Raw genomic sequence first — 24322 nt, 5'->3', positions numbered from 1 at the left:
ACCCTGGGCCCGGTAAGCGCTAGCGCCACCGGGCTTTTTAGCTTACTGCTGCTGCGAAGACTGAATCGCCGTCAGCGCGATGGTGTAGACGATATCGTCAACCAGCGCACCACGAGACAGGTCGTTCACAGGCTTGCGCATACCTTGCAGCATTGGCCCGATGGAGATCAGGTCTGCTGAACGCTGTACCGCTTTATAGGTGGTGTTACCGGTGTTCAGATCCGGGAAGATGAACACGGTAGCGCGACCTGCAACCGGCGAGTTAGGCGCTTTAGATTTCGCAACGTCAGCCATTACCGCGGCATCGTACTGGAGCGGGCCGTCGATCATCAGATCCGGACGTTTTTCCTGCGCAATGCGGGTTGCTTCACGGACTTTCTCTACGTCGCTGCCTGCACCAGAAGTACCGGTGGAGTAGGAGAGCATCGCGACGCGCGGTTCGATACCGAAGGCAGTCGCGGAGTCCGCAGACTGGATAGCGATTTCTGCCAGCTGCTCTGCGGTTGGGTCCGGGTTGATCGCGCAGTCGCCATAAACGTAAACCTGTTCAGGCAGCAGCATGAAGAACACGGAGGAGACCAGAGAGCTGCCCGGTGCGGTTTTGATCAGCTGCAACGGTGGGCGGATGGTGTTCGCGGTGGTGTGAACCGCACCGGAAACCAGGCCGTCAACTTCGTCCTGCTCCAGCATCAGCGTACCCAGCACGACGTTGTCTTCCAGCTGCTCGCGCGCAACGGCTTCGGTCATGCCCTTGTTCTTACGCAGCTCAACCAGGCGGGCAACGTAGCTTTCGCGAACCACTTCCGGGTCAACGATCTCAATGCCAGCGCCCAGCTCAACGCCCTGAGACGCCGCAACGCGGTTGATCTCATCCGGGTTACCCAGCAGCACACAGGTCGCGATACCGCGCTCTGCACAGATGGCCGCCGCTTTAACGGTACGTGGTTCGTCACCTTCTGGCAGAACCACGCGTTTGCCCGCTTTACGCGCCAGCTCGGTCAGCTGGTAACGGAAGGCTGGAGGAGACAGACGACGGCTGCGCTCGGACGTCGCCGTCAGGGATTCGATCCAGTCTGCGTTGATGTAGCCCGCAACGTATTCCTGAACTTTCTCGATACGCTCGTGGTCATCAACCGGCACTTCGAGGTTGAAGCTTTGCAGGCTCAGGGAGGTCTGCCAGGTGTTGGTGTTCACCATGAATACTGGCAGGCCAGTGGCGAACGCACGTTCGCACAGCTTGCTGACGCGCGGGTCCATCTCGTAGGCACCGGTCAGCAGGATCGCACCGATTTCCACGCCGTTCATCGCAGCCAGGCACGCTGCAACCAGCACGTCTGGACGGTCAGCAGAGGTCACCAGCAGGGAACCTGCGCGGAAGTGTTCCAGCATGTGCGGAATGCTGCGCGCGCAGAAGGTCACGGACTTCACGCGGCGGGTGTTGATATCGCCTTCGTTAACGATGGTGGCATTCAGGTGACGCGCCATATCGATTGCACGGGTGGCAATCAGATCGAAGCTCCATGGCACCGCACCCAGCACCGGCAGTGGGCTGGAATCCTGCAGCTTAGCCGGGTCAACTTTGATGACTTTCGCTTTGGAAGAGTCGTCGAAGATTTCGGACAGGTCAGGACGCGTACGGCCCTGCTCATCTACTGGCGCGTTCAGCTTGTTAACAATCACGCCGGTGATGCTGGTGTTTTTCGCACCGCCGAAGCTGCTGCGCGTCAGTTCGATACGCTCTTTCAGCTGCTCTGGGGTGTCAGTGCCCTGAGACATCACGAAAACAATCTCTGCGTTCAGGGTTTTCGCGATTTCAAAGTTCAGAGACTGGGCAAACTGGTGTTTACGGGTCGGGACCAGGCCTTCAACCAGCACCACTTCAGCGTCCTGCGCGTTTGCGTGGTAGTTGGCGATGATCTCTTCCATCAGCACGTCTTTCTGGTTGCTGGAGAGCAGAGATTCAACGTGGCTCATCTTCAGCGGTTCAGCCGCTGGCAGATTGGAGTTCTTACGAACGATGGAGGTGGTCTGGTCTGGCGCATCGCCACCGGCACGTGGCTGGGCGATAGGCTTAAAGACGCTCAGACGAACGCCTTTGCGTTCCATAGCGCGGATCACGCCGAGGCTGACGCTGGTCAGGCCGACGCTGGTTCCGGTAGGGATCAGCATAATAGTACGGGACACGGTTTATCCTCTTTCGTTACCGCCGCGTTGGGCGGGCTACAAAACAGCACCGCCAGCATTGCTGGCGGTGTGGAATCAGGCAGTCAGGCGGCACGCGTCTTGCGCGATGACCAGCTCTTCGTTAGTTGGGATAACGATAGCCGGGCGGGTGCCTTCTTTGTTGATGAAGCCAGACTTGCCGAAGCGGGCAGCCAGGTTACGCTCGTGATCGACTTCGAAGCCCAGAACGCCCAGTTTGCCCAGGGACAGCTCACGTACCATTGCCGCGTTCTCACCGATGCCGCCGGTGAAGATAACCGCGTCCAGACGACCGTCCATCAGCGCGGTGTAAGAACCGATGTACTTCGCCAGACGGTGGCAGTAAACGTCCATTGCACGTTTAGCGTCAGCTTTTTCTGCGTAGTTGTCTTCAACGTAACGGCAGTCGCTGGTGACTTCGGTCAGACCCAGCAGGCCAGACTCTTTGGTCAGCATTTTGTTGATGTCGTCAACGCTCATGCCCAGGGTGTCGTGCAGGTGGAAGATGATCGCCGGGTCGATATCACCGGAACGGGTACCCATCACCAGACCTTCCAGCGGGGTCAGACCCATAGAGGTATCAACACACTTACCGTTGCGGATTGCAGAAACAGAACCACCGTTGCCCAGGTGGCAGGTGATGATGTTGACTTCTTCAACCGGCTTGTTCAGTACTTTTGCGGCTTCCTGAGTCACATAGAAGTGGCTGGTGCCGTGTGCGCCGTAGCGACGTACGCCGTGCTCTTTGTACAGGCTGTATGGCAGGGCATAGAGGTAAGACTCTTCCGGCATGGTCTGATGGAACGCGGTGTCAAACACGGCCACGTTTTTATCTTTCAGATTCGGGAAGGATTTCAGTGCTTCAGCGATACCGATCAGGTGAGCCGGGTTATGCAGCGGTGCGAAAGACGCAGAGTCTTTGATGCCCTGAATCACAGAGTCGTCGATTACCACGGAGCTGGTGTATTTTTCGCCGCCGTGGACGATACGGTGACCAATCGCAGTCAGCTGAGCAGACAGTTCTGGTTTTTGTGCCAGAATAGTGTTAACGATAAAGTTCAGCGCTTCACTGTGAGCGGCGCCTGCACCTAAAGCCGCTTCTTGTTTGCTGCCGTCCATCTTCCACTTGATACGTGCTTCAGGCAGATGGAAACATTCGGCCAAACCAGAGAGGTACTCATCACCGTTGAGCGCATCGATGATGGCGAATTTCAGTGAAGAGCTACCGCAGTTCAGAACCAGTACTAACTTACTCGACATGGAAGTACCTATAATTGATACGTGGCTAAAAAAACGTCAATGAGTCTAAAGCGTAACGCATGCTGACTCAGACATTTATGATTAACATCATGCCAAACGAACATTCTGGCAGGATGGAAGAAATACCTATGATTTTAAGCCATTTTGAACATTTTTCAGACAATGGCATAATATGCGATAATTTGACGAGTTAACGCTTCTCGTCTACGGCCTATCAGGCTGGCACAGGATACCCGATACGGGGTAGCGATGACAAAATATTTTGAACGTTGTCATAGCCTGTTGTGGTTTTGCACGAAAATTTTAATTTTTATATGTGAAGTTGAGGTACAGCCATGTCAACACCTGAAATCCCGTCCGTGAACTTTTTTAGTCTGTTTCGTCGGGGACAGCATTACGCAAAGACATGGCCGATGGAAAAGCGCCTCGCGCCCATGTTTATTGAAAATCGCACTATTCGCGCCACGCGCTATGCGATTCGCTTTATGCCCCCGATCGCTGTCTTTACTCTTTGCTGGCAAATTGCGCTGGGTGGACAGCTTGGACCTGCCGTCGCGACGGCGCTCTTTGCGTTAAGCCTGCCGATGCAGGGATTGTGGTGGTTAGGTAAACGTTCCGTCACGCCACTTCCGCCTTCTATTTTACACTGGTTTTATGAAGTGCGTGGAAAACTGGAGGAGGCCGGCCAGGCGCTCGCCCCGGTTGAAGGCAAGCCGGATTATCAGGCGCTGGCGGACACCCTCAAGCGCGCGTTTAAACAGCTTGATAAAACATTCCTCGATGACTTGTGATTGATCATCGAAACGACGACCAAAAGAAGGCACAGTAACAATCAGTTACCGTGTCTTTTTTTTTACAGTGCAATGCGCTACAGGAGTCGAAAGATGGAAATGACCCATGCTCAACGTCTGATTTTGTCTAACCAGTACAAGATGATGACTATGCTTGATCCCGATAACGCTGCGCGCTACAGCCGCCTGCAAACCATTGTTGAACGTGGTTTTGGCTTGCAGATGCGCGAACTGGATCGCGAATTTGGCGAACTGAAAGAGGAAACCTGCCGTATCGTTATCGACATCATGGAGATGTACCATGCGCTGCATGTGTCCTGGACCAATCTGAAAGACCAGCAGTCCATTGACGAGCGCCGCGTAACGTTCCTGGGCTTTGATGCCGCGACAGAAGCGCGCTATCTGAGCTATGTGCGCTTTATGGTGAACACCGAAGGGCGCTACACTCATTTTGATGCGGGTACGCACGGCTTCAACGCCCAGACCCCGATGTGGGATAAGTATCAACGTATGCTGAGCGCGTGGCACGCCTGTCCGCGTCAGTACCATTTAAGCAGCAACGAAATTCAACAAATCATTAATGCCTGACGGAGGTGCGTGTGCAGTGTAAAGGTTTTCTGTTTGATCTGGACGGTACGCTGGTGGATTCGCTGCCGGTAGTGGAGCGTTCCTGGTGTCATTGGGCCGACAGGCACGGCATTGACCATCAGGATGTACTGAATTTCATCCATGGCAAACAGGCCATTACCTCATTGCGGCACTTCCTGGCGGGACGTCCTGAGGAAGAGATTCAGGCGGAGTTCAAATATCTGGAGCAGATTGAAGCTACCGACACTGAGGGCATCACCGCGCTGCCCGGTGCGCGCGAATTGCTTGAGCATCTGAATGAAGCGCAGATCCCGTGGGCTATCGTCACCTCCGGCTCGGTTCCTGTCGCGCATGCCCGCCATAAGGCGGCCGGTTTACCGACGCCGGACGTCTTCATTACCGCTGAGCGCGTAAAGCGCGGCAAGCCCGAACCGGATGCGTTTCTGCTCGGCGCTGAACTGCTGGGCCTTGCGCCAGCGGAGTGCGTGGTGGTGGAAGACGCGGCGGCAGGCGTGCTGGCCGGGCTGAACGCCGGAAGCCACGTCATTGCCGTTAACGTCCCGGCGGGGTCCCCCCGGCTGGAGGAGGCGGATTTTGTGCTTAATACTCTGACCGCCATCGACGTCTCGAAGGCATCAGACGGCGTTGTAACCGTCTCGCTAAAAATGTAATCCCATGATATAGCCCCGCATTACCGGGGCTTTTTTATGGCAGAATTGCTTCTCCTCCACTGACAAGGACATGTTGTGAACGGTGAACTGATTTGGGTCCTGAGCCTGCTGTTAATCGCCATCATTCTTTTTGCCACGGGCAAGGTGCGCATGGATGCCGTCGCCCTGTTTGTGATTGTCGCGTTCGTTCTGAGCGGTACCCTTTCCCTGCCGGAAGCCTTTTCCGGGTTTAGCGATCCCAACGTTATTTTGATTGCCGCCCTGTTTATTATTGGCGACGGGCTGGTACGCACCGGCGTGGCGACAATGATGGGGTCGTGGCTGGTTAAAGTGGCGGGCAGCAGCGAAACCAAAATGCTGATTTACCTGATGCTGACGGTCGCCGGACTGGGTGCGTTTATGAGCTCGACGGGGGTCGTGGCCATCTTTATTCCGGTTGTGCTGAGCGTCTGCATGAGGATGCAGATCTCCCCGTCGCGGCTGATGATGCCGTTGAGCTTTGCCGGGCTCATCAGCGGCATGATGACGCTGGTCGCGACACCGCCGAACCTCGTCGTAAACAGCGAACTGATCCGTGAGGGGCTTGAGGGGTTTAGCTTTTTCAGCGTCACGCCGATCGGGCTGGTTGTACTGGTGATGGGCATTATCTATATGCTGTTGACCCGTTTCGCGCTGAAAGGGGAGAAGCAGGACAAAGCCAAAGAGGGCTGGAAGCGGCGAACTTTTCGCGATTTGATCAAAGAGTACCGTCTGACCGGGCGCGCCCGTCGGCTGGCTATCCGCCCCGGTTCGCCGATGATAGGCCAGCGGCTGGACGACCTTAAGCTACGCGAACGCTATGGCGCGAACGTCATCGGGGTTGAGCGCTGGCGTCGTTTTCGTCGGGTAATCGTTAACGTGAATGGGGTGTCAGAGTTTCGCGCGCGTGACGTCCTGCTGATTGATATGTCCACCGCGGACGTGGATCTGCGAGAGTTTTGTAGCGAGCAACTGCTGGAGCCGATGGTGCTGCGCGGCGAGTATTTCTCCGACCGGGCGCTGGATGTGGGTATGGCCGAGGTGTCGCTGATCCCGGAATCGGAGTTATTGGGCAAAACCGTGCGCGAAATCGGCTTTCGTACCCGCTATGGCCTCAACGTAGTGGGCCTGAAGCGCGATGGCGTAGCCCTTGAAGGGGCGGTGGTGGATGAGCCGATCCTGCTGGGGGATATCTTCCTCGTGGTCGGCAACTGGAAACTGATTAGCCAGCTCGGGCAGAAAGGCCGCGATTTTGTGGTGCTGAATATGCCGATTGAAGAGAGCGACGCGTCACCGGCGCACAGTCAGGCGCCCCATGCGATTTTTTGCCTGGTGTTGATGGTCGCGTTGATGCTGACGGACGAGATCCCTAACCCGGTGGCGGCGATAATCGCCTGTCTGTTAATGGGCAAATTCCGCTGTATCGACGCCGAAAGCGCTTACAAAGCGATTCACTGGCCAAGCATCATTCTCATCGTTGGGATGATGCCCTTCGCCCTGGCGCTACAGAAAACCGGCGGGGTGGATTTGATCGTAAAAGGCTTAATGGACGCGGGCGGGGGATATGGTCCGTACCTGATGATGGTTTGCCTGTTCGTCATGTGCGCCACCATTGGTTTGTTCATCTCCAATACCGCAACGGCGGTGCTGATGGCGCCTATTGCGCTGGCGATGGCAAAATCGATGGGCGTTTCGCCCTATCCGTTTGCGATGGTGGTAGCGATGGCGGCGTCCGCGGCATTTATGACGCCGGTATCTTCCCCGGTCAATACCCTGGTGCTGGGGCCGGGAAACTATCGATTCAGCGATTTTGTAAAGCTGGGCGTGCCGTTCACCGTGCTGGTGATGCTGGTATGCGTGGTGCTGATTCCGGTGTTATTCCCGTTCTGAGAACATCGCCGGGTGGCGGCTACGCCTTACCCGGCCTACGTGATTCGTAGGCCCTGCAAGCGCAGCGCCGCTGGGCGAAAAACTACAGCGGCGAATCCTTGCTAATCTCATCCAGCGACTTCGTGAAATTGGCGTGCCGTTCACCGTGCTGGTGATGCTGGTATGCGTGGTGCTGATTCCGGTGTTATTCCCGTTCTGAGAACATTGCCGGGTGGCGGCTACGCCTTACCCGGCCTACGTGATCCGTAGGCCCTGCAAGCGCAGCGCCGCTGGGCGAAAAACTACAGCGGTGAATCCTGACTGATCTCATCCAGCGACTTCGTGAAATTGGCGTGCCGTTCACCGTGCTGGTGATGCTGGTATGCGTGGTGCTGATTCCGGTGTAATTCCCGTTCTGAGAACATCGCCGGGTGGCGGCTACGCCTTACCCGGCCTACGTGATTCGTAGGCCCTGCAAGCGCAGCGCCGCTGGGCGAAAAACTACAGCGGTGAATCCTGACTGATCTCATCCAGCGACAAATGGAAGCTCGGCACAAACACCTGCATAAAGTAATCCATCTCTTCGCTACGGCGGGAGTCGAGCGTTTTCTCCAGGCGCGTTTTCGCCAGCAGGAACTCGTTATTCCCCGCGGATAACTCTTCCAGACATTTCAGGTAGGCGCACAGCGCATCGGCCTGCTTAACCAGGGATTTCTCCTCTTCCGTATACTGATGCTCGTCGATCAGTGGCCCGAAGATATCACGCAGCTCATCAGGCACCATATCGATCAGCTTCTGCTGGGCAATCTTCTCAATGGCCTTATATTCCTGGGCAATCTGCGAGTTGAAATATTTCACCGGCGTAGGCAGATCCCCGGTCAGCACTTCCGATGCATCGTGGTACAACGCCAGCAGGGCGATACGTTCGGCATTAACCTGCCCGTTGAATTTGCGGTTTTTAATCGCGGCCAGCGCATGAGCGACCATGGCAACCTGCAAACTGTGCTCAGACACATTTTCAGTGCGCACGTTGCGCATCAGCGGCCAGCGGTTGATGAGTTTCAGGCGGGAGAGGTGGGCAAAGAAATGACTCTGACTCATAGGTTACCTTATGTCTTCACTGCGACGGACTTCATTGTGCGGGGAGGGGAGGGAAGATGCAAATTTGCAGATGTTACAGGCCGGGTAAGCGCAGCGCCACCCGGCGGAAAGTCAGCGTTACTGATGGTACCCCGAGAGGAATCGTCCGAAGCGGCTGATGGCCATTTCGAGATCGTCTTCGCGCGGCAGGGTTACAATACGCACGTGATCCGGCCACGGCCAGTTAAACGCCGTCCCCTGAACCAGCAGCACTTTTTCCTGCAACAGGAAGTCGAGCACCATTTTCTGATCGTCGTGAATATTGAAGCGCTTCGCGTCGATTTTCGGGAACATATACAGCGCGCCGTTAGGCTTCACGCAGGAGACGCCCGGAATATCATTAATTAATTCCCATGCACGGTTGCGCTGTTCATAGAGGCGGCCGCCTGGAACGATAAACTCGCTGATGCTTTGATAGCCCCCGAGTGCTGTCTGGATCGCATGTTGCGCCGGTACGTTGGCGCACAGACGCATGGATGCCAGCATCTCCAGCCCTTCAATGTAGCCTTTCGCATGTTTTTTCGGACCGTTCAGTACCATCCAGCCCTGACGGAAACCGGCAACGCGGTAAGTTTTAGACAGTCCGTTAAAGGTGACCGTCAGCAGATCGGGCGCCAGCGCGGCGATAGAGTGGTGCTGCGCCGCGTCGTACAGGATCTTGTCGTAAATCTCGTCGGCAAAGATGATCAGGTTGTGCAGGCGGGCGATCTCGACGATCTCCATCAGCAGCTCTTTTGAATAGACCGCGCCCGTCGGGTTATTCGGGTTAATGATCACGATTCCCCGGGTGCGCGGTGTTATTTTGGCGCGAATGTCATCCAGATCCGGGAACCAGTCCGACGATTCATCGCAAAGATAGTGCACCGCTTTACCGCTGGAGAGCGATACCGCAGCCGTCCACAGCGGATAGTCTGGAGCGGGAACCAGCATTTCATCGCCGCTGTTCAGGAGCGCCTGCATCGCCTGAACGATCAGCTCCGAGACACCGTTGCCAATGTAGATATCTTCAACGGTGACGTCGCGCATACCGCGAGCCTGATAGTGCTGCATAATGGCTTTACGGGCGGAATAAAGCCCTTTTGAATCGCAGTAGCCTTGTGCAGTGGGCAGGTTACGGATCACATCCACCAGGATCTCATCCGGCGCTTCAAAACCAAATGGCGCGGGGTTGCCGATGTTGAGTTTCAGAACCTTATTGCCTTCCTCTTCAAGGCGTTTTGCCTCTTTGAGTACCGGGCCACGGATGTCGTAACAGACGTTGTCGAGCTTGCTGGATTTTTCGATAGGGGACATGAACCTTTAACCTTTTCGCTATTATTGCAACTTCCTGCCGTGGAAGCAGCACGGAACAATGTACTCCCACCGCGCTTCGTTTTGAAGGGCGCACAGAAGAAGATTTTGTCCAACCAGGCAGCACTGCTGTGATTGCTTAATCTAATGATGGAGTGATTTTGCGCCTGAAATTACCGTGAAAACGCTTAATGTTGGGTTTTTTATGCTGAAAGTTTCACATAAATATTAATATTATTCTGATTTAAATAAAAAGACGATCCGGGCTGAAGCGTTAGTCCCCCTGAGTGACCATTCGTAAAACCTGAATGCTGAGATACAGTTTGCTCTATTAGCAAAGCCAGGTTAAAAGTTACTCATGTGAAATTAATGTTAAGTGTTATTAATGAATGGCCTGAATCTAAATTAAACTTTATTTATTATTAACGACGAAAATGCAACTTTCGTTAATTTTAATAAAAAGAGTGTAGTTGCTTATCATTGGCGTTAAATCCGTTATATTGCAATAAGACTTATAAATATAGTGGATTTGGGTTAAGATGTGTTTTGGGAATGCAGCGTAGCGATAGGCCTGTTACGTATATCAGCTTCTGCCTTCCTGTATTAATCGATTGTTATTGTTAAAGTAATCTCTGGCTGATTGGGTAAGTCACATCTTGCTACGCTGGCAACGCTGCGATATAGATGGCAGAAAACATGTCTTACTCTTAATGGAATTTACATCTACCTTCAGATAACGAAATATCCTGAACGCAAGAGAATAAAAATAACGTCATGAAACGTGATTTCTGACTGTTGATATACCAAAGTACAATAACTATCTGTCAGGCAGTCTGCCGGGCCGGGACGCGAGGGAAACTCTTCAGAAGGAATTGCTTAACTGTTACACACAGCTTCAACCCGGGCAGCTCCGCACGAGCAACCTGAAAGTGAAAAGATATGATAAATGCAAATCGTCCGATAATGAATCTCGACCTCGATCTGCTGAGAACGTTTGTTGCGGTCGCCGATCTCAACACTTTTGCAGCAGCTGCTGCCGCCGTTTGCCGTACCCAGTCCGCCGTGAGTCAGCAAATGCAGCGGCTGGAACAACTGGTTGGTAAAGAGCTTTTTGCGCGTCATGGACGTAATAAGCTTTTAACAGAACATGGTATTCAGCTTCTGGGTTATGCCAGAAAGATACTGCGCTTTAATGATGAAGCCTGTATGTCATTAATGTTTAGCAACCTTCAGGGAGTGTTAACATTAGGGGCGTCAGATGAATCAGCAGATACCATTTTGCCCTTCCTTCTCAACCGAATTAGCTCGGTTTATCCGAAGCTTGCCCTGGACGTTAGCGTTAAACGCAATGCCTTCATGGTTGAGATGCTGAAAGAAAACGAGGTTGACCTGGTGGTCACCACGCATCGACCTGGCCAGTATGACTGCCTGACGCTGCGTACTTCTCCTACGCACTGGTACTGTGCCGCGGAGTACGTATTGCAAAAAGGTGAGCCAATACCCCTGGTCCTGCTGGACGATCCTAGTCCGTTCCGCGATATGGTGCTGACTGCGCTCAACGAAGCCAGTATTCCGTGGCGCCTGGCGTACGTTGCGTCAACGTTGCCTGCGGTACGAGCGGCAGTGAAGGCCGGACTTGGCGTAACAGCCCGTCCGGTGGAGATGATGAGCCCCGATCTGCGTGTGCTGGGTCAATCTGAGGGACTCCCGTCGTTGCCGGATACGGAGTACCTGCTGTGCCATAATGCCGCCAGCAACAACGAGCTAGCGAAAGTGGTATTCGAGGCAATGGAAAACTACCACAATCCATGGCAGTACGCGCCTGTTACTCCGGAAGGAGGGGATGACTCCCTGATTGTGGAAAGGGATTTTGAGTGATCATTCCCCCAAAATTCTCGTAACAAAATGTAAGTGCAAAAAAGAGCCACTCGCATGATTTTTTCCTGCGAGTGGTTTTTTTTGCTATTCATAACCGCGAACGGAGCAGGGTTAAAGCAAATACCGCTTATTTATCAATGCAGAAAATGCTTTTGGTTAAGTTGTAAACGATACCTCTTCTAACTTGCCTAATACCCCGCCGATGTTAAAAAAACAGGAAATATGTTGCTGTTTTTTTGATTGAATTAACAAAAGCGTGTCTCAGATCAAGAAAATACTCCCATTTGGGGGGAGGAATCGTTGGAAAATCCTGTCAAAATAGGAGGGTTATTTTTTTTACTTCCAAAACGGACACGATTCAACAAGATGCATTTGACGTAAAGTCATGTACCCACCAGGGTTAAAGGGCACCAAATGTTAATGAGAATCGCACGTTGTAATTTAATGTGAAGAAACCTTTGTTAAAGTTGACAAAAGGTTATAGAAAGGAGTAAAAAACCCCATCATTTTGCTGTCTATGTCTCATTTCTGACAGTTAGTGTAAGGTTATTTTGTTCCTCCCCATGAATCGATGTGATGCCCATCTGCCAGCAAGAGCAGTGTCGTCGGTATCACTTTTGATGAGTAAGCAATGAGTATGTCAACATCCACAGAAGTCATCGCTCATCACTGGGCATTCGCAATCTTTCTTATTGTAGCCATTGGCCTGTGCTGCCTGATGTTAGTCGGCGGCTGGTTCCTGGGCGGTCGCGCCCGCGCAAGGCACAAAAACACACCTTTCGAATCAGGTATTGATTCAGTAGGTACCGCTCGCTTACGCCTGTCTGCCAAGTTCTACCTGGTAGCCATGTTCTTCGTCATTTTCGACGTGGAAGCGCTTTACCTCTTCGCGTGGTCTACCTCCATTCGCGAAAGTGGTTGGGTGGGCTTTGTCGAGGCCGCAATTTTCATTTTAGTGTTACTGGCCGGTCTGGTTTATCTGGTGCGTATTGGCGCGCTGGACTGGACACCTGTGCGTTCACGCCGTGAACACATCAACCCGGAAAACAGTATCTCTAATCGTCAGCAGTAACAGCGAGGCAATAAGATGGATTATACGCTCACCCGCATAGATCCTAACGGTGAGAATGACCGTTACCCCCTGCAAAAACAGGAGATCGTAACCGACCCCCTGGAGCAAGAAGTCAACAAAAGCGTGTACATGGGCAAGCTCGAACATGCCATGCACGATATGGTCAACTGGGGTCGTAAGAACTCCATCTGGCCATACAACTTTGGCCTTTCTTGCTGCTACGTTGAAATGGTGACGTCATTCACTGCGGTGCATGACGTTGCGCGTTTTGGGGCCGAGGTACTGCGTGCTTCTCCACGTCAGGCTGACCTGATGGTGGTGGCCGGGACCTGCTTTACCAAGATGGCACCGGTTATTCAGCGTCTTTATGACCAGATGCTGGAGCCAAAATGGGTAATCTCCATGGGCGCATGTGCAAACTCCGGCGGTATGTACGACATTTATTCCGTTGTGCAGGGCGTTGATAAGTTCATTCCGGTGGATGTGTACATCCCGGGCTGCCCGCCGCGTCCAGAGGCCTATATGCAGGCGCTGATGCTGCTGCAGGAGTCAATCGGTAAAGAACGCCGTCCGCTCTCCTGGGTTGTCGGCGATCAAGGTGTCTATCGCGCGAACATGCAGTCTGAGCGCGAGCGTAAACGTGGTGAACGTATTGCCGTCACCAACCTGCGTACGCCTGACGAAATTTAATTTGCGCCTGTGGGCCTGGAGAACACCTTCGCATATCACTACTCAAATAGCGCGAAGCCAGGCTTAACAGTCACCACGGACCATTTGCAATGGTGAACAATATGACCGACTTAACCGCGCAAGAAGCCGCCTGGCAGACCCGGGATCATCTCGATGACCCCGTCATTGGCGAACTGCGCAACCGTTTTGGGCCGGATGCCTTTACTGTTCAGGCCACCCGCACCGGGGTACCCGTTGTTTGGGTGAAGCGTGAGCAATTACTGGAAGTTGTCGATTTCCTCAAGAAATTGCCAAAACCTTACGTCATGCTGTTTGACTTACACGGCATGGACGAACGTCTGAGAACGCACCGCCAGGGTCTCCCTGCTGCGGATTTTTCCGTTTTCTACCACCTGATCTCAATAGACCGCAACACGGATATCATGCTCAAGGTGGCATTGTCTGAAAACGACATGCATCTGCCGACGATCACCAAACTTTTCCCAAACGCTAACTGGTACGAGCGTGAAACCTGGGAAATGTTCGGCATGACCTTCGACGGCCACCCCCATCTGACGCGCATCATGATGCCGCAGACCTGGACCGGCCACCCGCTGCGTAAAGACTACCCGGCACGCGCCACCGAATTCGACCCGTTTGAGCTGACCAAAGCCAAGCAGGATCTGGAGATGGAAGCGCTGACCTTCAAGCCGGAAGACTGGGGCATGAAGCGCGGCACCGAAAACGAGGACTTCATGTTCCTTAACCTCGGTCCAAACCACCCGTCTGCGCACGGTGCATTCCGTATTATTCTTCAGCTTGACGGCGAAGAGATTGTCGACTGCGTGCCTGACATTGGCTACCACCACCGTGGTGCCGAGAAGATGGGTGAGCGTCAGTCCTGGCACAGCTACATTCCGTATACTGACCGTATCGAATACCTCGGCGGCTGCGTAAACGAGATGCCATACGTGCTGGCCGTTGAGAAACTGGCAGGCATCACCGTCCCGGATCGCGTTAACGTGATTCGCGTGATGCTGTCTGAACTGTTCCGTATTAACAGCCACCTGCTGTACATCTCCACGTTCATTCAGGACGTCGGCGCGATGACGCCGGTCTTCTTCGCCTTTACCGACCGTCAGAAAATCTACGATCTGGTGGAAGCGATTACCGGTTTCCGTATGCACCCGGCCTGGTTCCGCATCGGCGGCGTGGCGCACGATCTGCCGCGCGGCTGGGACCGCCTGCTGCGTGAATTCCTCGACTGGATGCCGAAACGTCTGGCGTCTTACGAGAAAGCCGCGCTGCGTAACTCCATCCTGAAAGGCCGCTCCCAGGGCGTTGCCGCCTACGGCGCGAAAGAGGCGCTGGAGTGGGGAACCACAGGTGCTGGCCTGCGTGCGACCGGTATTGATTTCGACGTGCGTAAAGCCCGTCCTTACTCTGGCTACGAGAATTTCGACTTTGAAGTCCCGGTTGGCGGCGGCGTTTCCGACTGCTACACCCGCGTGATGCTGAAAGTGGAAGAGCTGCGCCAGAGCCTGCGCATCCTTGAGCAGTGCCTCAACAACATGCCGGAAGGCCCGTTCAAGGCGGATCACCCGCTGACGACGCCGCCACCGAAAGAGCGCACGCTGCAACATATCGAAACCCTGATCACCCACTTCTTGCAGGTTTCCTGGGGCCCGGTCATGCCGGCACAGGAATCCTTCCAGATGATTGAAGCGACCAAGGGTATCAACAGCTACTACCTCACCAGCGACGGCAGCACCATGAGCTACCGTACCCGCGTGCGTACGCCAAGCTTTGCGCACCTGCAGCAGATCCCGGCCGCTATTCGCGGCAGTCTGGTCTCCGACCTGATTGTGTATCTGGGTAGTATCGATTTTGTTATGTCAGATGTGGACCGCTAATTATGCACGAGAATCAACAACCACAAACCGAGGCTTTTGAGCTGAGTGAAGCAGAGCGTGCCGCCATTGAGCACGAGATGCACCACTACGAAGACCCGCGTGCGGCGTCCATTGAAGCGCTGAAAATCGTACAGAAACAGCGTGGTTGGGTGCCGGATGGGGCGATCTATGAGATCGCAAAAGTGCTGGGCATTCCGGCAAGTGACGTAGAAGGCGTAGCCACGTTCTACAGCCAGATCTTCCGTCAGCCGGTCGGCCGCCATGTGATCCGCTACTGTGACAGCGTTGTCTGCCACATTACCGGTTATCAGGGCATTCAGGCTGCGATTGAGAAGAAACTTAATATTAAGCCGGGCCAGACCACGTTCGACGGACGCTTTACCCTGCTGCCAACCTGCTGCCTGGGTAACTGCGACAAGGGACCGACCATGATGATTGATGAGGACACTCACAGCCATCTGACGCCGGAAGCGATTCCTGACCTGCTGGAGCAGTACAAATGAAAACTGTAATTCGTACTGCTGAGACGCATCCGCTGACCTGGCGTCTGCGCGATGACAAACAGCCGGTCTGGCTCGACGAATATCAGAGCAAAAACGGCTATGCCGGTGCGCGTAAAGCCCTCGGCGGCATGGCGCCAGACGACATCGTTAATGCGGTGAAAGAGTCTGGCCTGAAAGGGCGCGGCGGTGCGGGCTTCTCCACCGGTCTGAAGTGGAGCCTGATGCCGAAAGATGAATCCATGAACATCCGTTACCTGCTGTGTAACGCCGATGAAATGGAGCCGGGTACCTATAAAGACCGCCTGCTGATGGAACAGCTGCCGCACCTGCTGGTGGAAGGCATGCTGATCTCAGCGTTCGCGCTGAAAGCGTACCGTGGCTACATCTTCCTGCGCGGTGAATACATCGAAGCGGCTGAAAACCTGCGTCGCGCGATTGCCGAAGCCACTGAAGCCGGACTGCTGGGTAAAAACATCCTGGGCACCGGGTTTGACTTCGAGCTATTCGTGCACACCGGTGCCGGGCGTTATATCTGCGGTGAAGAAACCGCGCTGATTAACTCCCTGGAAGGCCGCCGCGCGAACCCGCGCTCCAAGCCACCGTTCCCGGCAAGCTCCGGCGTGTGGGGTAAACCGACCTGTGTAAACAACGTCGAAACCCTGTGTAACGTTCCGGCTATCCTTGCGAACGGCGTGGAGTGGTATCAGGGCATCTCATCAAGTAAAGATGCCGGTACCAAGCTGATGGGCTTCTCCGGTCGCGTGAAGAATCCTGGCGTCTGGGAGCTGCCGTTCGGCACCACCGCACGTGAAATTCTTGAAGACTACGCCGGCGGCATGCGCGATGGCCTGAAATTCAAAGCCTGGCAGCCGGGTGGGGCAGGGACAGACTTCTTAACCGAAGCCCACCTTGACCTGCCAATGGAGTTCGAAAGCATTGGTAAAGCAGGCAGCCGTCTGGGTACCGCGCTGGCGATGGCCGTCGACCACGAGATCGGCATGGTATCCCTGGTGCGTAACCTGGAAGAGTTCTTCGCCCGCGAGTCCTGCGGCTGGTGTACACCATGCCGTGACGGTCTGCCGTGGAGCGTGAAGATCCTGCGCGCTATCGAACGTGGCGAAGGCCAGCCTGGCGATATCGAGACACTTGAGCAACTGTGTCGATTCTTAGGGCCAGGTAAAACCTTCTGTGCCCACGCACCGGGTGCCGTCGAGCCGCTGCAGAGCGCGATTAAATATTTCCGCGACGAATTCGAAGCAGGCATCAAGCAGCCGTTCAGCAATACCCATTCTATCAATGGTATTCAGCCGAACCTGCTGAAAGCACGCTGGTAAAAACAGAATTTTGATTAACGCTCGGTTTCGGCCGAGCCAACTGGAAGCATGCTAATGGCTACGATTCATGTAGACGGCAAAGAATACGAAGTCAACGGGGCGGACAACCTGCTGGAAGCTTGTCTGTCTCTTGGCCTCGATATTCCGTACTTTTGCTGGCATCCGGCGCTGGGCAGCGTCGGTGCTTGCCGCCAGTGTGCGGTGAAGCAATATCAAAACGCGGAAGACACGCGTGGTCGACTGGTGATGTCCTGTATGACGCCAGCCACCGAAGGCACTTTTATTTCGATTGATGACGAAGAAGCCAAACAGTTCCGCGAAAGCGTAGTGGAGTGGTTGATGACCAACCACCCACACGACTGTCCGGTGTGTGAGGAGGGTGGTAACTGCCACCTTCAGGATATGACCGTCATGACCGGTCACAGCTTCCGTCGCTATCGCTTTACCAAGCGTACCCACCGAAATCAGGATCTGGGGCCGTTCATCTCTCACGAAATGAACCGCTGCATCGCCTGCTACCGCTGCGTGCGTTACTACAAAGATTATGCAGACGGTCAGGATCTGGGCGTGTATGGCGCGCATGACAACGTTTACTTCGGTCGTCCGGAAGACGGTACGCTTGAAAGCGAATTCTCCGGTAACCTGGTAGAAATCTGCCCGACCGGCGTGTTCACGGATAAAACCCACTCCGAGCGTTACAACCGTAAATGGGACATGCAGTTTGCGCCAAGCATCTGCCAGCAGTGCTCCCTCGGCTGTAACACCAGCCCGGGTGAACGTTACGGTGAACTGCGTCGTATCGAAAACCGTTACAACGGTACCGTTAACCACTACTTCCTCTGCGATCGCGGTCGTTTTGGCTATGGCTATGTGAACCTGAAAGACCGTCCGCGTCAGCCGGTTCAGCGCCGTGGCGACGACGTCATTACCCTCAACGCTGAACAGGCGATGCAGGGCGCGGCAGATATTCTGCGCCAGTCGAAGAAAGTGATCGGCATCGGCTCCCCGCGCGCCAGCATCGAAAGCAACTTCGCGCTGCGCGAGCTGGTTGGGGCGGAAAACTTCTATACCGGTATCGCCCATGGCGAGCAGGAACGTCTGCAACTGGTGCTGAAAGTACTGCGTGAAGGCGGTGTACACACGCCTGCGCTGCGCGAAATCGAATCCTATGATGCGGTTCTGGTGCTCGGGGAAGACCTGACGCAGACCGGCGCACGCGCGGCTCTGGCGGTTCGTCAGGCGGTGAAGGGTAAAGCACGTGAAATGGCAGCGGCGCAGAAAGTGGCTGACTGGCAGATTGCGGCGATCCTCAACATCGGCCAGCGCGCGAAGCATCCTCTGTTTGTGACTAACGTCGACAACACCCGTCTGGACGATATCGCCGCGTGGACCTACTGCGCACCGGTTGAAGATCAGGCGCGCCTCGGCTTTGCCATTGCCCACGCGCTGGACAGCAACTCGCCGGCCGTTGAACTGGATCGCGACCTGCAGAACAAGGTCGACGTGATTGTTCAGGCGCTGGCGGGGGCGAAGAAACCACTGATCATTTCCGGTACCAACGCCGGTAGCGCTGAAATCATTCAGGCCGCAGCGAACGTTGCCAAAGCCCTGAAGGGCCGTGGCGCTGACGTCGGTGTGACCATGATTGCCCGTGCGGTGAACAGCATCGGACTGGGCATGATTGGCGGCGGCTCGCTGGAAGAAGCGTTAAGCGAACTGGAATCCGGTTCTGCTGATGCGGTGGTAGTGCTGGAAAATGACCTGCATCGCCACGCTTCCGCCGCTCGCGTTGACGCCGCGCTCTCCAAAGCACCGCTGGTGATGGTTATCGACCATCAGCGCACCGCGATCATGGACAAAGCACACCTGGTGCTCTCTGCTGCAAGCTTCGCAGAAAGCGACGGGACGGTGATCAACAACGAAGGCCGCGCACAGCGCTTCTTCCAGGTTTATGACCCGGCCTACTACGACAGCAACACCGTGATGCTGGAAAGCTGGCGCTGGCTGCACTCTCTGCACAGCACCGTGCAGAGCCGTGAAGTGGACTGGACGCAGCTCGACCACGTTATCGACGCGGTTGTTAAGAAACTGCCTCAGCTGGCGGGCATTAAAGACGCCGCGCCTGACGCAAGCTTCCGTATTCGCGGCCAGAAACTGGCGCGTGAGCCGCACCGCTACAGCGGTCGTACTGCGATGCGTGCCAACATCAGCGTGCACGAACCGCGTCAGCCGCAGGATAAAGACACCATGTTCGCCTTCTCGATGGAAGGGAACAACCAGCCGTCTGCGCCGCGTTCGCAAATCCCGTTTGCATGGGCACCGGGCTGGAACTCCCCACAGGCATGGAACAAATTCCAGGCTGAAGTGGGTGGTCATCTGCGCCACGGCGATCCGGGCGTGCGTCTGATTGAAGCCTCCGAAACCGATCTGGACTTCTTCTCTACCGTTCCGGAACGTTTCCAGGCTCAGGAAGGCCACTGGCGTATTGCGCCGTACTACCATCTGTTCGGTAGCGACGAAATGTCCCAGCGTTCTCCGGTATTCCAGCAGCGTATGCCGCAGCCGTACATCAAGCTCAACCCGGCGGATGCCGCGAAGCTTGGCGTTAACGCGGGTGCGAACATTGCCTTTAGCTACGACGGCCAGACAATCAGCCTGCCGCTGATTATTTCTGAAAGCCTGTCAGCAGGGCAGGTGGGACTGCCGATGGGTATGCCTGGCATCGCGCCGGTCCTGGCGGGTGCGCATCTTGATAACCTTCAGGAGGCAAAAGCATGAGTTGGTTAACGCCGGATCTTATCGACATCCTGCTGAGCATTCTGAAAGCGGTCGTCATTCTGCTGGTGGTCGTCACCTGCGGCGCGTTCATGAGCTTTGGTGAACGTCGTCTGCTCGGTCTGTTCCAGAACCGTTACGGACCGAACCGCGTGGGCTGGGGTGGTTCACTCCAGCTGGTGGCGGACATGATCAAGATGTTCTTTAAAGAGGACTGGGTTCCGCGCTTCTCGGACCGCGTGATCTTTACGCTGGCGCCGATGATCGCCTTTACCTCGCTGCTGCTGGCGTTTGCTATCGTTCCCGTCAGCCCGACCTGGGTGGTGGCTGACCTGAACATCGGCATTCTGTTCTTCCTGATGATGGCAGGCCTCGCGGTGTACGCGGTGCTGTTCGCAGGCTGGTCCAGTAACAACAAATACTCGCTGCTGGGTGCGATGCGTGCTTCCGCGCAGACGCTGAGCTACGAAGTGTTCCTGGGGCTCTCCCTGATGGGCGTGGTGGCGCAGGCCGGTTCATTCAACATGACCGACATCGTCAACAACCAGGCCGACATCTGGAACGTTATCCCGCAGTTCTTTGGTTTTGTGACCTTTGCTATCGCGGGCGTGGCGGTGTGTCACCGTCACCCGTTTGACCAGCCAGAAGCCGAACAGGAACTGGCCGACGGTTACCACATTGAATATTCCGGTATGAAATTCGGTCTGTTCTTCGTGGGCGAGTACATCGGTATCGTCACCATTTCCGCGTTGATGGTAACGCTGTTCTTTGGTGGCTGGCATGGCCCGTTCTTACCGCCGTTCATCTGGTTCGCGCTGAAAACCGCGTTCTTCATGATGATGTTCATTTTGATTCGTGCGTCCTTACCGCGTCCGCGTTATGACCAGGTAATGTCCTTCGGCTGGAAAGTGTGCCTGCCGCTGACGCTCGTCAACTTGTTGGTAACGGCGGCTGTCATTCTCTGGCAGCAGCCATAAGGGGCTTTGAGATCATGACCTTAAAAGAATTACTCGTAGGCTTTGGCACCCAGGTACGCAGTATCTGGATGATCGGCCTGCACGCGTTTGCCAAACGCGAAACCCGGATGTATCCGGAAGAGCCGGTATATCTGCCGCCGCGCTACCGTGGCCGTATCGTGCTGACGCGCGACCCGGACGGTTCCGAGCGCTGCGTAGCCTGTAACCTGTGTGCGGTAGCGTGTCCGGTAGGCTGTATCTCTCTGCAGAAAGCCGAGACGGTAGACGGCCGCTGGTACCCTGAGTTCTTCCGCATCAACTTCTCACGCTGCATTTTCTGCGGTCTGTGTGAAGAAGCGTGCCCAACCACGGCGATTCAGCTGACTCCAGACTTCGAGCTGGGTGAGTACAAGCGTCAGGACCTGGTGTACGAGAAAGAGGATCTGCTGATTTCCGGTCCGGGCAAATACCCGGAATATAACTTCTACCGGATGGCGGGTATGGCAATCGACGGCAAAGATAAGGGCGAAGCAGAGAACGAAGCTAAGCCTATCGACGTCAAGAGCCTGTTACCGTAAGGAGAGGGCAATGGAATTCGCTTTTTATATCTGTGGCCTTATCGCCATCCTGGCTACGCTGCGAGTGATCACGCATACCAATCCGGTGCATGCGTTGCTGTATTTAATCATTTCGCTGCTGGCTATTTCCGGGGTGTTCTTTGCGCTGGGCGCGCATTTTGCCGGTGCGCTGGAAATTATCGTCTACGCGGGTGCCATTATGGTGCTGTTCGTGTTCGTGGTGATGATGCTCAACCTGGGCGGCTCTGAAATTGAGCAGGAACGTCAATGGTTAAAACCGCAGGTGTGGATTGGCCCGGCAATTTTGTCGGCCATCATGCTGGTGGTGATTGTTTACGCTATTCTGGGCGTTAACGACCAGGGCATTGACGGCACGCCAATCAGCGCCAAGGCTGTTGGTATTGCGCTGTTTGGTCCGTACGTTCTGGCGGTTGAACTGGCCTCTATGCTGCTGCTGGCGGGCCTGGTTGTTGCCTTCCACGTCGGTCGCGAAGAACGTGTTGGTGAGGTGCTGAGCAACCGCACTGATGACCGTGAGAAAAGAAAAACGGAGGAGCGCGCATGATCCCCTTAACACATGGACTGATCCTCGCTGCAATTTTGTTCGTTCTGGGCTTAACCGGTCTGGTTATCCGCCGCAATCTGCTGTTTATGCTGATCGGTCTGGAAATCATGATCAACGCTTCCGCGCTGGCCTTTGTGGTCGCCGGCAGCTACTGGGGCCAGGCCGACGGTCAGGTGATGTACATTCTCGCCATCAGCCTCGCGGCTGCCGAAGCGAGTATTGGCCTGGCGCTGTTGCTGCAGCTCCATCGTCGCCGCCAGAACCTGAACATCGATTCAGTAAGTGAGTTGCGTGGATGAACATGCTTGCCTTAACCATTATTTTTCCGCTGATTGGCTTCGTGCTGCTGGCATTTTCTCGCGGCCGCTGGTCTGAGAATCTGTCTGCCACCGTGGGCATTGGCTCAATCGGTCTGGCTGCGCTGGTGACAGCGTATGCGGGTATCGATTTCTTTAACAATGGACGTCAGGCCTACAGCGTGCCGCTGTGGAACTGGATGTCGGTCGGTAACTTCAACATCGGTTTCAACCTGGTGCTGGATGGTCTGTCTCTGACCATGCTCTCCGTGGTCACCGGCGTCGGCTTCCTGATCCACATGTTCGCCTCCTGGTATATGCGCGGTGAAGAGGGATACTCCCGCTTCTTCGCCTACACCAACCTGTTTATCGCCAGCATGGTGGTTCTGGTGCTGGCCGATAACCTGCTGCTGATGTATCTGGGCTGGGAAGGCGTGGGTCTGTGCTCTTACCTGCTGATCGGTTTCTACTACACCGATCCGAAGAATGGCGCAGCGGCCATGAAAGCGTTCGTCGTGACCCGTGTGGGTGACGTCTTCCTCGCTTTCGCGCTGTTCATTCTCTACAACGAACTGGGCACGCTGAACTTCCGCGAAATGGTGGAACTGGCGCCAGCGCACTTCGAAGCAGGCAACAACATGCTGTGGTGGGCAACGCTGATGCTGCTGGGTGGTGCTGTGGGTAAATCCGCACAGCTGCCGTTGCAGACATGGCTTGCCGACGCGATGGCGGGTCCAACCCCTGTCTCCGCGCTGATCCACGCCGCGACCATGGTCACCGCCGGTGTCTACCTGATTGCGCGTACCCATGGCCTGTTCCTGATGACCCCGGAAATTCTGCATCTGGTGGGTATCGTCGGTGCGGTTACGCTGGTGCTGGCAGGCTTTGCCGCACTGGTGCAGACCGACATCAAACGCGTTCTCGCGTACTCCACCATGAGCCAGATTGGTTACATGTTCCTGGCGCTGGGCGTTCAGGCGTGGGACGCAGCCATTTTCCACCTGATGACGCACGCGTTCTTTAAAGCGCTGCTGTTCCTCTCATCCGGTTCGGTGATCCTGGCCTGCCACCACGAGCAGAATATCTTCAAAATGGGCGGACTGCGTAAGTCCATCCCGCTGGTCTATATCTGCTTCCTGGTAGGCGGCGCGGCGCTGGCGGCACTGCCGCTGATTACCGCAGGCTTCTTCAGTAAGGATGAAATCCTGGCGGGCGCCATGGCGAATGGTCATATCAATCTGATGGTTGCGGGTCTGGTCGGTGCGTTTATGACCTCCCTGTACACCTTCCGTATGATTTTCATCGTCTTCCACGGTAAAGAACAAATTCACGCCCACGCAGGGAAGGGGATTACCCACCACCTGCCGCTGATTGTGCTGCTGGTACTCTCCACCTTCGTTGGCGCGATGATTGTGCCACCGTTGCAGGGCGTACTGCCGGCAACAACCGAGCTTGAGCACGGTCGCGTTCTGACGCTTGAAATCACCTCCGGCGTTGTGGCTATCGCGGGCATCCTGATTGCCGCATGGCTGTGGCTGGGCAAACGCACGCTGGTGACTGCCGTTGCCAACAGCGCGCCGGGCCGTCTGCTGGGCACCTGGTGGTACAACGCATGGGGCTTCGACTGGCTGTACGACATGATCTTCGTGAAGCCGTTCCTGGGCATTGCGTGGCTGTTGAAGCGCGATCCGCTGAACAGCCTGATGAATATCCCGGCGATCCTCTCTCGCTTTGCAGGTAAAGGCCTGCTGTACAGCGAGAACGGCTATCTGCGCTGGTATGTGGCATCCATGAGCATCGGTGCGGTTGTCGTGCTGGCGCTGCTGATGGTGTTGCGATAGTGGTTTTTGCCCGGTGGCGCTGCGCTTACCGGGCCTACGAGACCGTAGGTCGGGTAAGCGTGATCGTCACCCGACACCACAAACCGCACTAACACGTGAATTTTGTCGAATTC

General features: G+C 55.2%; 20 protein-coding genes. 16 read left to right on the top strand and 4 right to left on the bottom strand.

Going from position 1 to position 24322, the window contains the following annotated elements; translation table 11 throughout:
* Nucleotides 1-42: 42 nt before the first annotated feature.
* Together pta and ackA are read right to left on the bottom strand one after the other, a co-directional pair.
* A complete protein-coding gene (gene pta, locus L3069_RS15460; RefSeq protein WP_022648836.1) occupies nt 43-2184 on the bottom strand; it encodes a phosphate acetyltransferase in 2142 nt (713 codons plus the stop codon).
* 75 nt (nt 2185-2259) lie between these two features.
* Nucleotides 2260-3462, bottom strand: a complete 1203-nt coding sequence (ackA, locus tag L3069_RS15455) for an acetate kinase (RefSeq protein WP_022648835.1) — start codon at nt 3460-3462, stop codon at nt 2260-2262.
* Between the two features lie 335 nt (nt 3463-3797).
* Here ackA and yfbV point away from each other — a divergent pair, with 335 nt between their 5' ends.
* The 4 genes from yfbV (at nt 3798) to L3069_RS15435 (ending at nt 7420) form a co-directional block, all read left to right on the top strand.
* Nucleotides 3798-4253 carry a terminus macrodomain insulation protein YfbV gene (gene yfbV, locus L3069_RS15450; RefSeq protein ID WP_003861459.1) on the top strand — a complete coding sequence of 152 codons (456 nt, stop codon included), beginning with the start codon at nt 3798-3800 and terminating at the stop codon, nt 4251-4253.
* A gap of 93 nt (nt 4254-4346) precedes the next feature.
* A complete protein-coding gene (locus L3069_RS15445; RefSeq protein ID WP_008502874.1) occupies nt 4347-4841 on the top strand; it encodes a YfbU family protein in 495 nt (164 codons plus the stop codon).
* Between the two features lie 11 nt (nt 4842-4852).
* Entirely contained in the window at nt 4853-5512 is a 660-nt protein-coding gene (locus tag L3069_RS15440) for a sugar phosphatase (RefSeq protein ID WP_022648834.1), read from the top strand.
* A 75-nt stretch (nt 5513-5587) separates the two neighbouring features.
* Nucleotides 5588-7420: an SLC13 family permease gene (locus L3069_RS15435; RefSeq protein ID WP_022648833.1), complete on the top strand. Its 1833-nt coding sequence runs from the start codon at nt 5588-5590 to the stop codon at nt 7418-7420.
* A 480-nt stretch (nt 7421-7900) separates the two neighbouring features.
* Here L3069_RS15435 and yfbR read toward each other — a convergent pair whose 3' ends face one another.
* Nucleotides 7901-8500 carry a 5'-deoxynucleotidase gene (gene yfbR, locus L3069_RS15430; protein ID WP_022648832.1) on the bottom strand — a complete coding sequence of 200 codons (600 nt, stop codon included), beginning with the start codon at nt 8498-8500 and terminating at the stop codon, nt 7901-7903.
* Nucleotides 8501-8617: 117 nt separating this feature from the next.
* Complete coding sequence (gene alaA, locus L3069_RS15425; protein ID WP_022648831.1) at nt 8618-9832, bottom strand: alanine transaminase AlaA; 1215 nt, start codon at nt 9830-9832, stop codon at nt 8618-8620.
* Between the two features lie 936 nt (nt 9833-10768).
* Between alaA and lrhA the strand changes: the two genes are divergently transcribed.
* From lrhA to nuoL, 12 genes are all read left to right on the top strand, one after another.
* Nucleotides 10769-11707 (top strand): transcriptional regulator LrhA, encoded by a 939-nt coding sequence (gene lrhA, locus L3069_RS15420; RefSeq protein WP_032622483.1) that lies wholly within the window; start codon nt 10769-10771, stop codon nt 11705-11707.
* Between the two features lie 631 nt (nt 11708-12338).
* Nucleotides 12339-12779 (top strand): NADH-quinone oxidoreductase subunit NuoA, encoded by a 441-nt coding sequence (gene nuoA, locus L3069_RS15415; RefSeq protein WP_003861475.1) that lies wholly within the window; start codon nt 12339-12341, stop codon nt 12777-12779.
* Nucleotides 12780-12794: 15 nt separating this feature from the next.
* Complete coding sequence (gene nuoB, locus L3069_RS15410) at nt 12795-13469, top strand: NADH-quinone oxidoreductase subunit NuoB (protein ID WP_003861482.1); 675 nt, start codon at nt 12795-12797, stop codon at nt 13467-13469.
* An 89-nt stretch (nt 13470-13558) separates the two neighbouring features.
* A complete protein-coding gene (nuoC, locus tag L3069_RS15405; protein ID WP_003861484.1) occupies nt 13559-15361 on the top strand; it encodes an NADH-quinone oxidoreductase subunit C/D in 1803 nt (600 codons plus the stop codon).
* 2 nt (nt 15362-15363) lie between these two features.
* Nucleotides 15364-15864, top strand: a complete 501-nt coding sequence (gene nuoE, locus L3069_RS15400) for an NADH-quinone oxidoreductase subunit NuoE (RefSeq protein ID WP_006176513.1) — start codon at nt 15364-15366, stop codon at nt 15862-15864.
* Nucleotides 15861-17198, top strand: a complete 1338-nt coding sequence (gene nuoF / locus L3069_RS15395) for an NADH-quinone oxidoreductase subunit NuoF (RefSeq protein WP_003861487.1) — start codon at nt 15861-15863, stop codon at nt 17196-17198. Before nuoE ends, nuoF begins: the two co-directional genes overlap by 4 nt.
* A gap of 54 nt (nt 17199-17252) precedes the next feature.
* On the top strand, nt 17253-19976 hold the full coding sequence (gene nuoG, locus L3069_RS15390) for an NADH-quinone oxidoreductase subunit NuoG (RefSeq protein WP_038416450.1): 2724 nt from the start codon (nt 17253-17255) through the stop codon (nt 19974-19976).
* Nucleotides 19973-20950 carry an NADH-quinone oxidoreductase subunit NuoH gene (nuoH, locus tag L3069_RS15385; protein ID WP_022648828.1) on the top strand — a complete coding sequence of 326 codons (978 nt, stop codon included), beginning with the start codon at nt 19973-19975 and terminating at the stop codon, nt 20948-20950. The genes nuoG and nuoH overlap by 4 nt, the downstream gene beginning before the upstream one ends.
* Before the next feature lie 14 nt (nt 20951-20964).
* Nucleotides 20965-21507, top strand: a complete 543-nt coding sequence (nuoI, locus tag L3069_RS15380) for an NADH-quinone oxidoreductase subunit NuoI (RefSeq protein ID WP_003861491.1) — start codon at nt 20965-20967, stop codon at nt 21505-21507.
* A gap of 10 nt (nt 21508-21517) precedes the next feature.
* Nucleotides 21518-22072, top strand: a complete 555-nt coding sequence (nuoJ, locus tag L3069_RS15375) for an NADH-quinone oxidoreductase subunit J (protein WP_038416449.1) — start codon at nt 21518-21520, stop codon at nt 22070-22072.
* Nucleotides 22069-22371 (top strand): NADH-quinone oxidoreductase subunit NuoK, encoded by a 303-nt coding sequence (nuoK, locus tag L3069_RS15370; RefSeq protein ID WP_006176506.1) that lies wholly within the window; start codon nt 22069-22071, stop codon nt 22369-22371. The genes nuoJ and nuoK overlap by 4 nt, the downstream gene beginning before the upstream one ends.
* A complete protein-coding gene (gene nuoL, locus L3069_RS15365) occupies nt 22368-24209 on the top strand; it encodes an NADH-quinone oxidoreductase subunit L (RefSeq protein ID WP_023300625.1) in 1842 nt (613 codons plus the stop codon). Before nuoK ends, nuoL begins: the two co-directional genes overlap by 4 nt.
* Nucleotides 24210-24322: the final 113 nt, after the last annotated feature.

The sequence above is a fragment of the Enterobacter cloacae complex sp. ECL411 genome, assembly GCF_021869665.1.
Lineage (GTDB): Bacteria > Pseudomonadota > Gammaproteobacteria > Enterobacterales > Enterobacteriaceae > Enterobacter > Enterobacter intestinihominis.
Note: the sequence above shows the minus strand (reverse complement) of the source record. Positions and strands in the feature narration are given on the sequence as shown.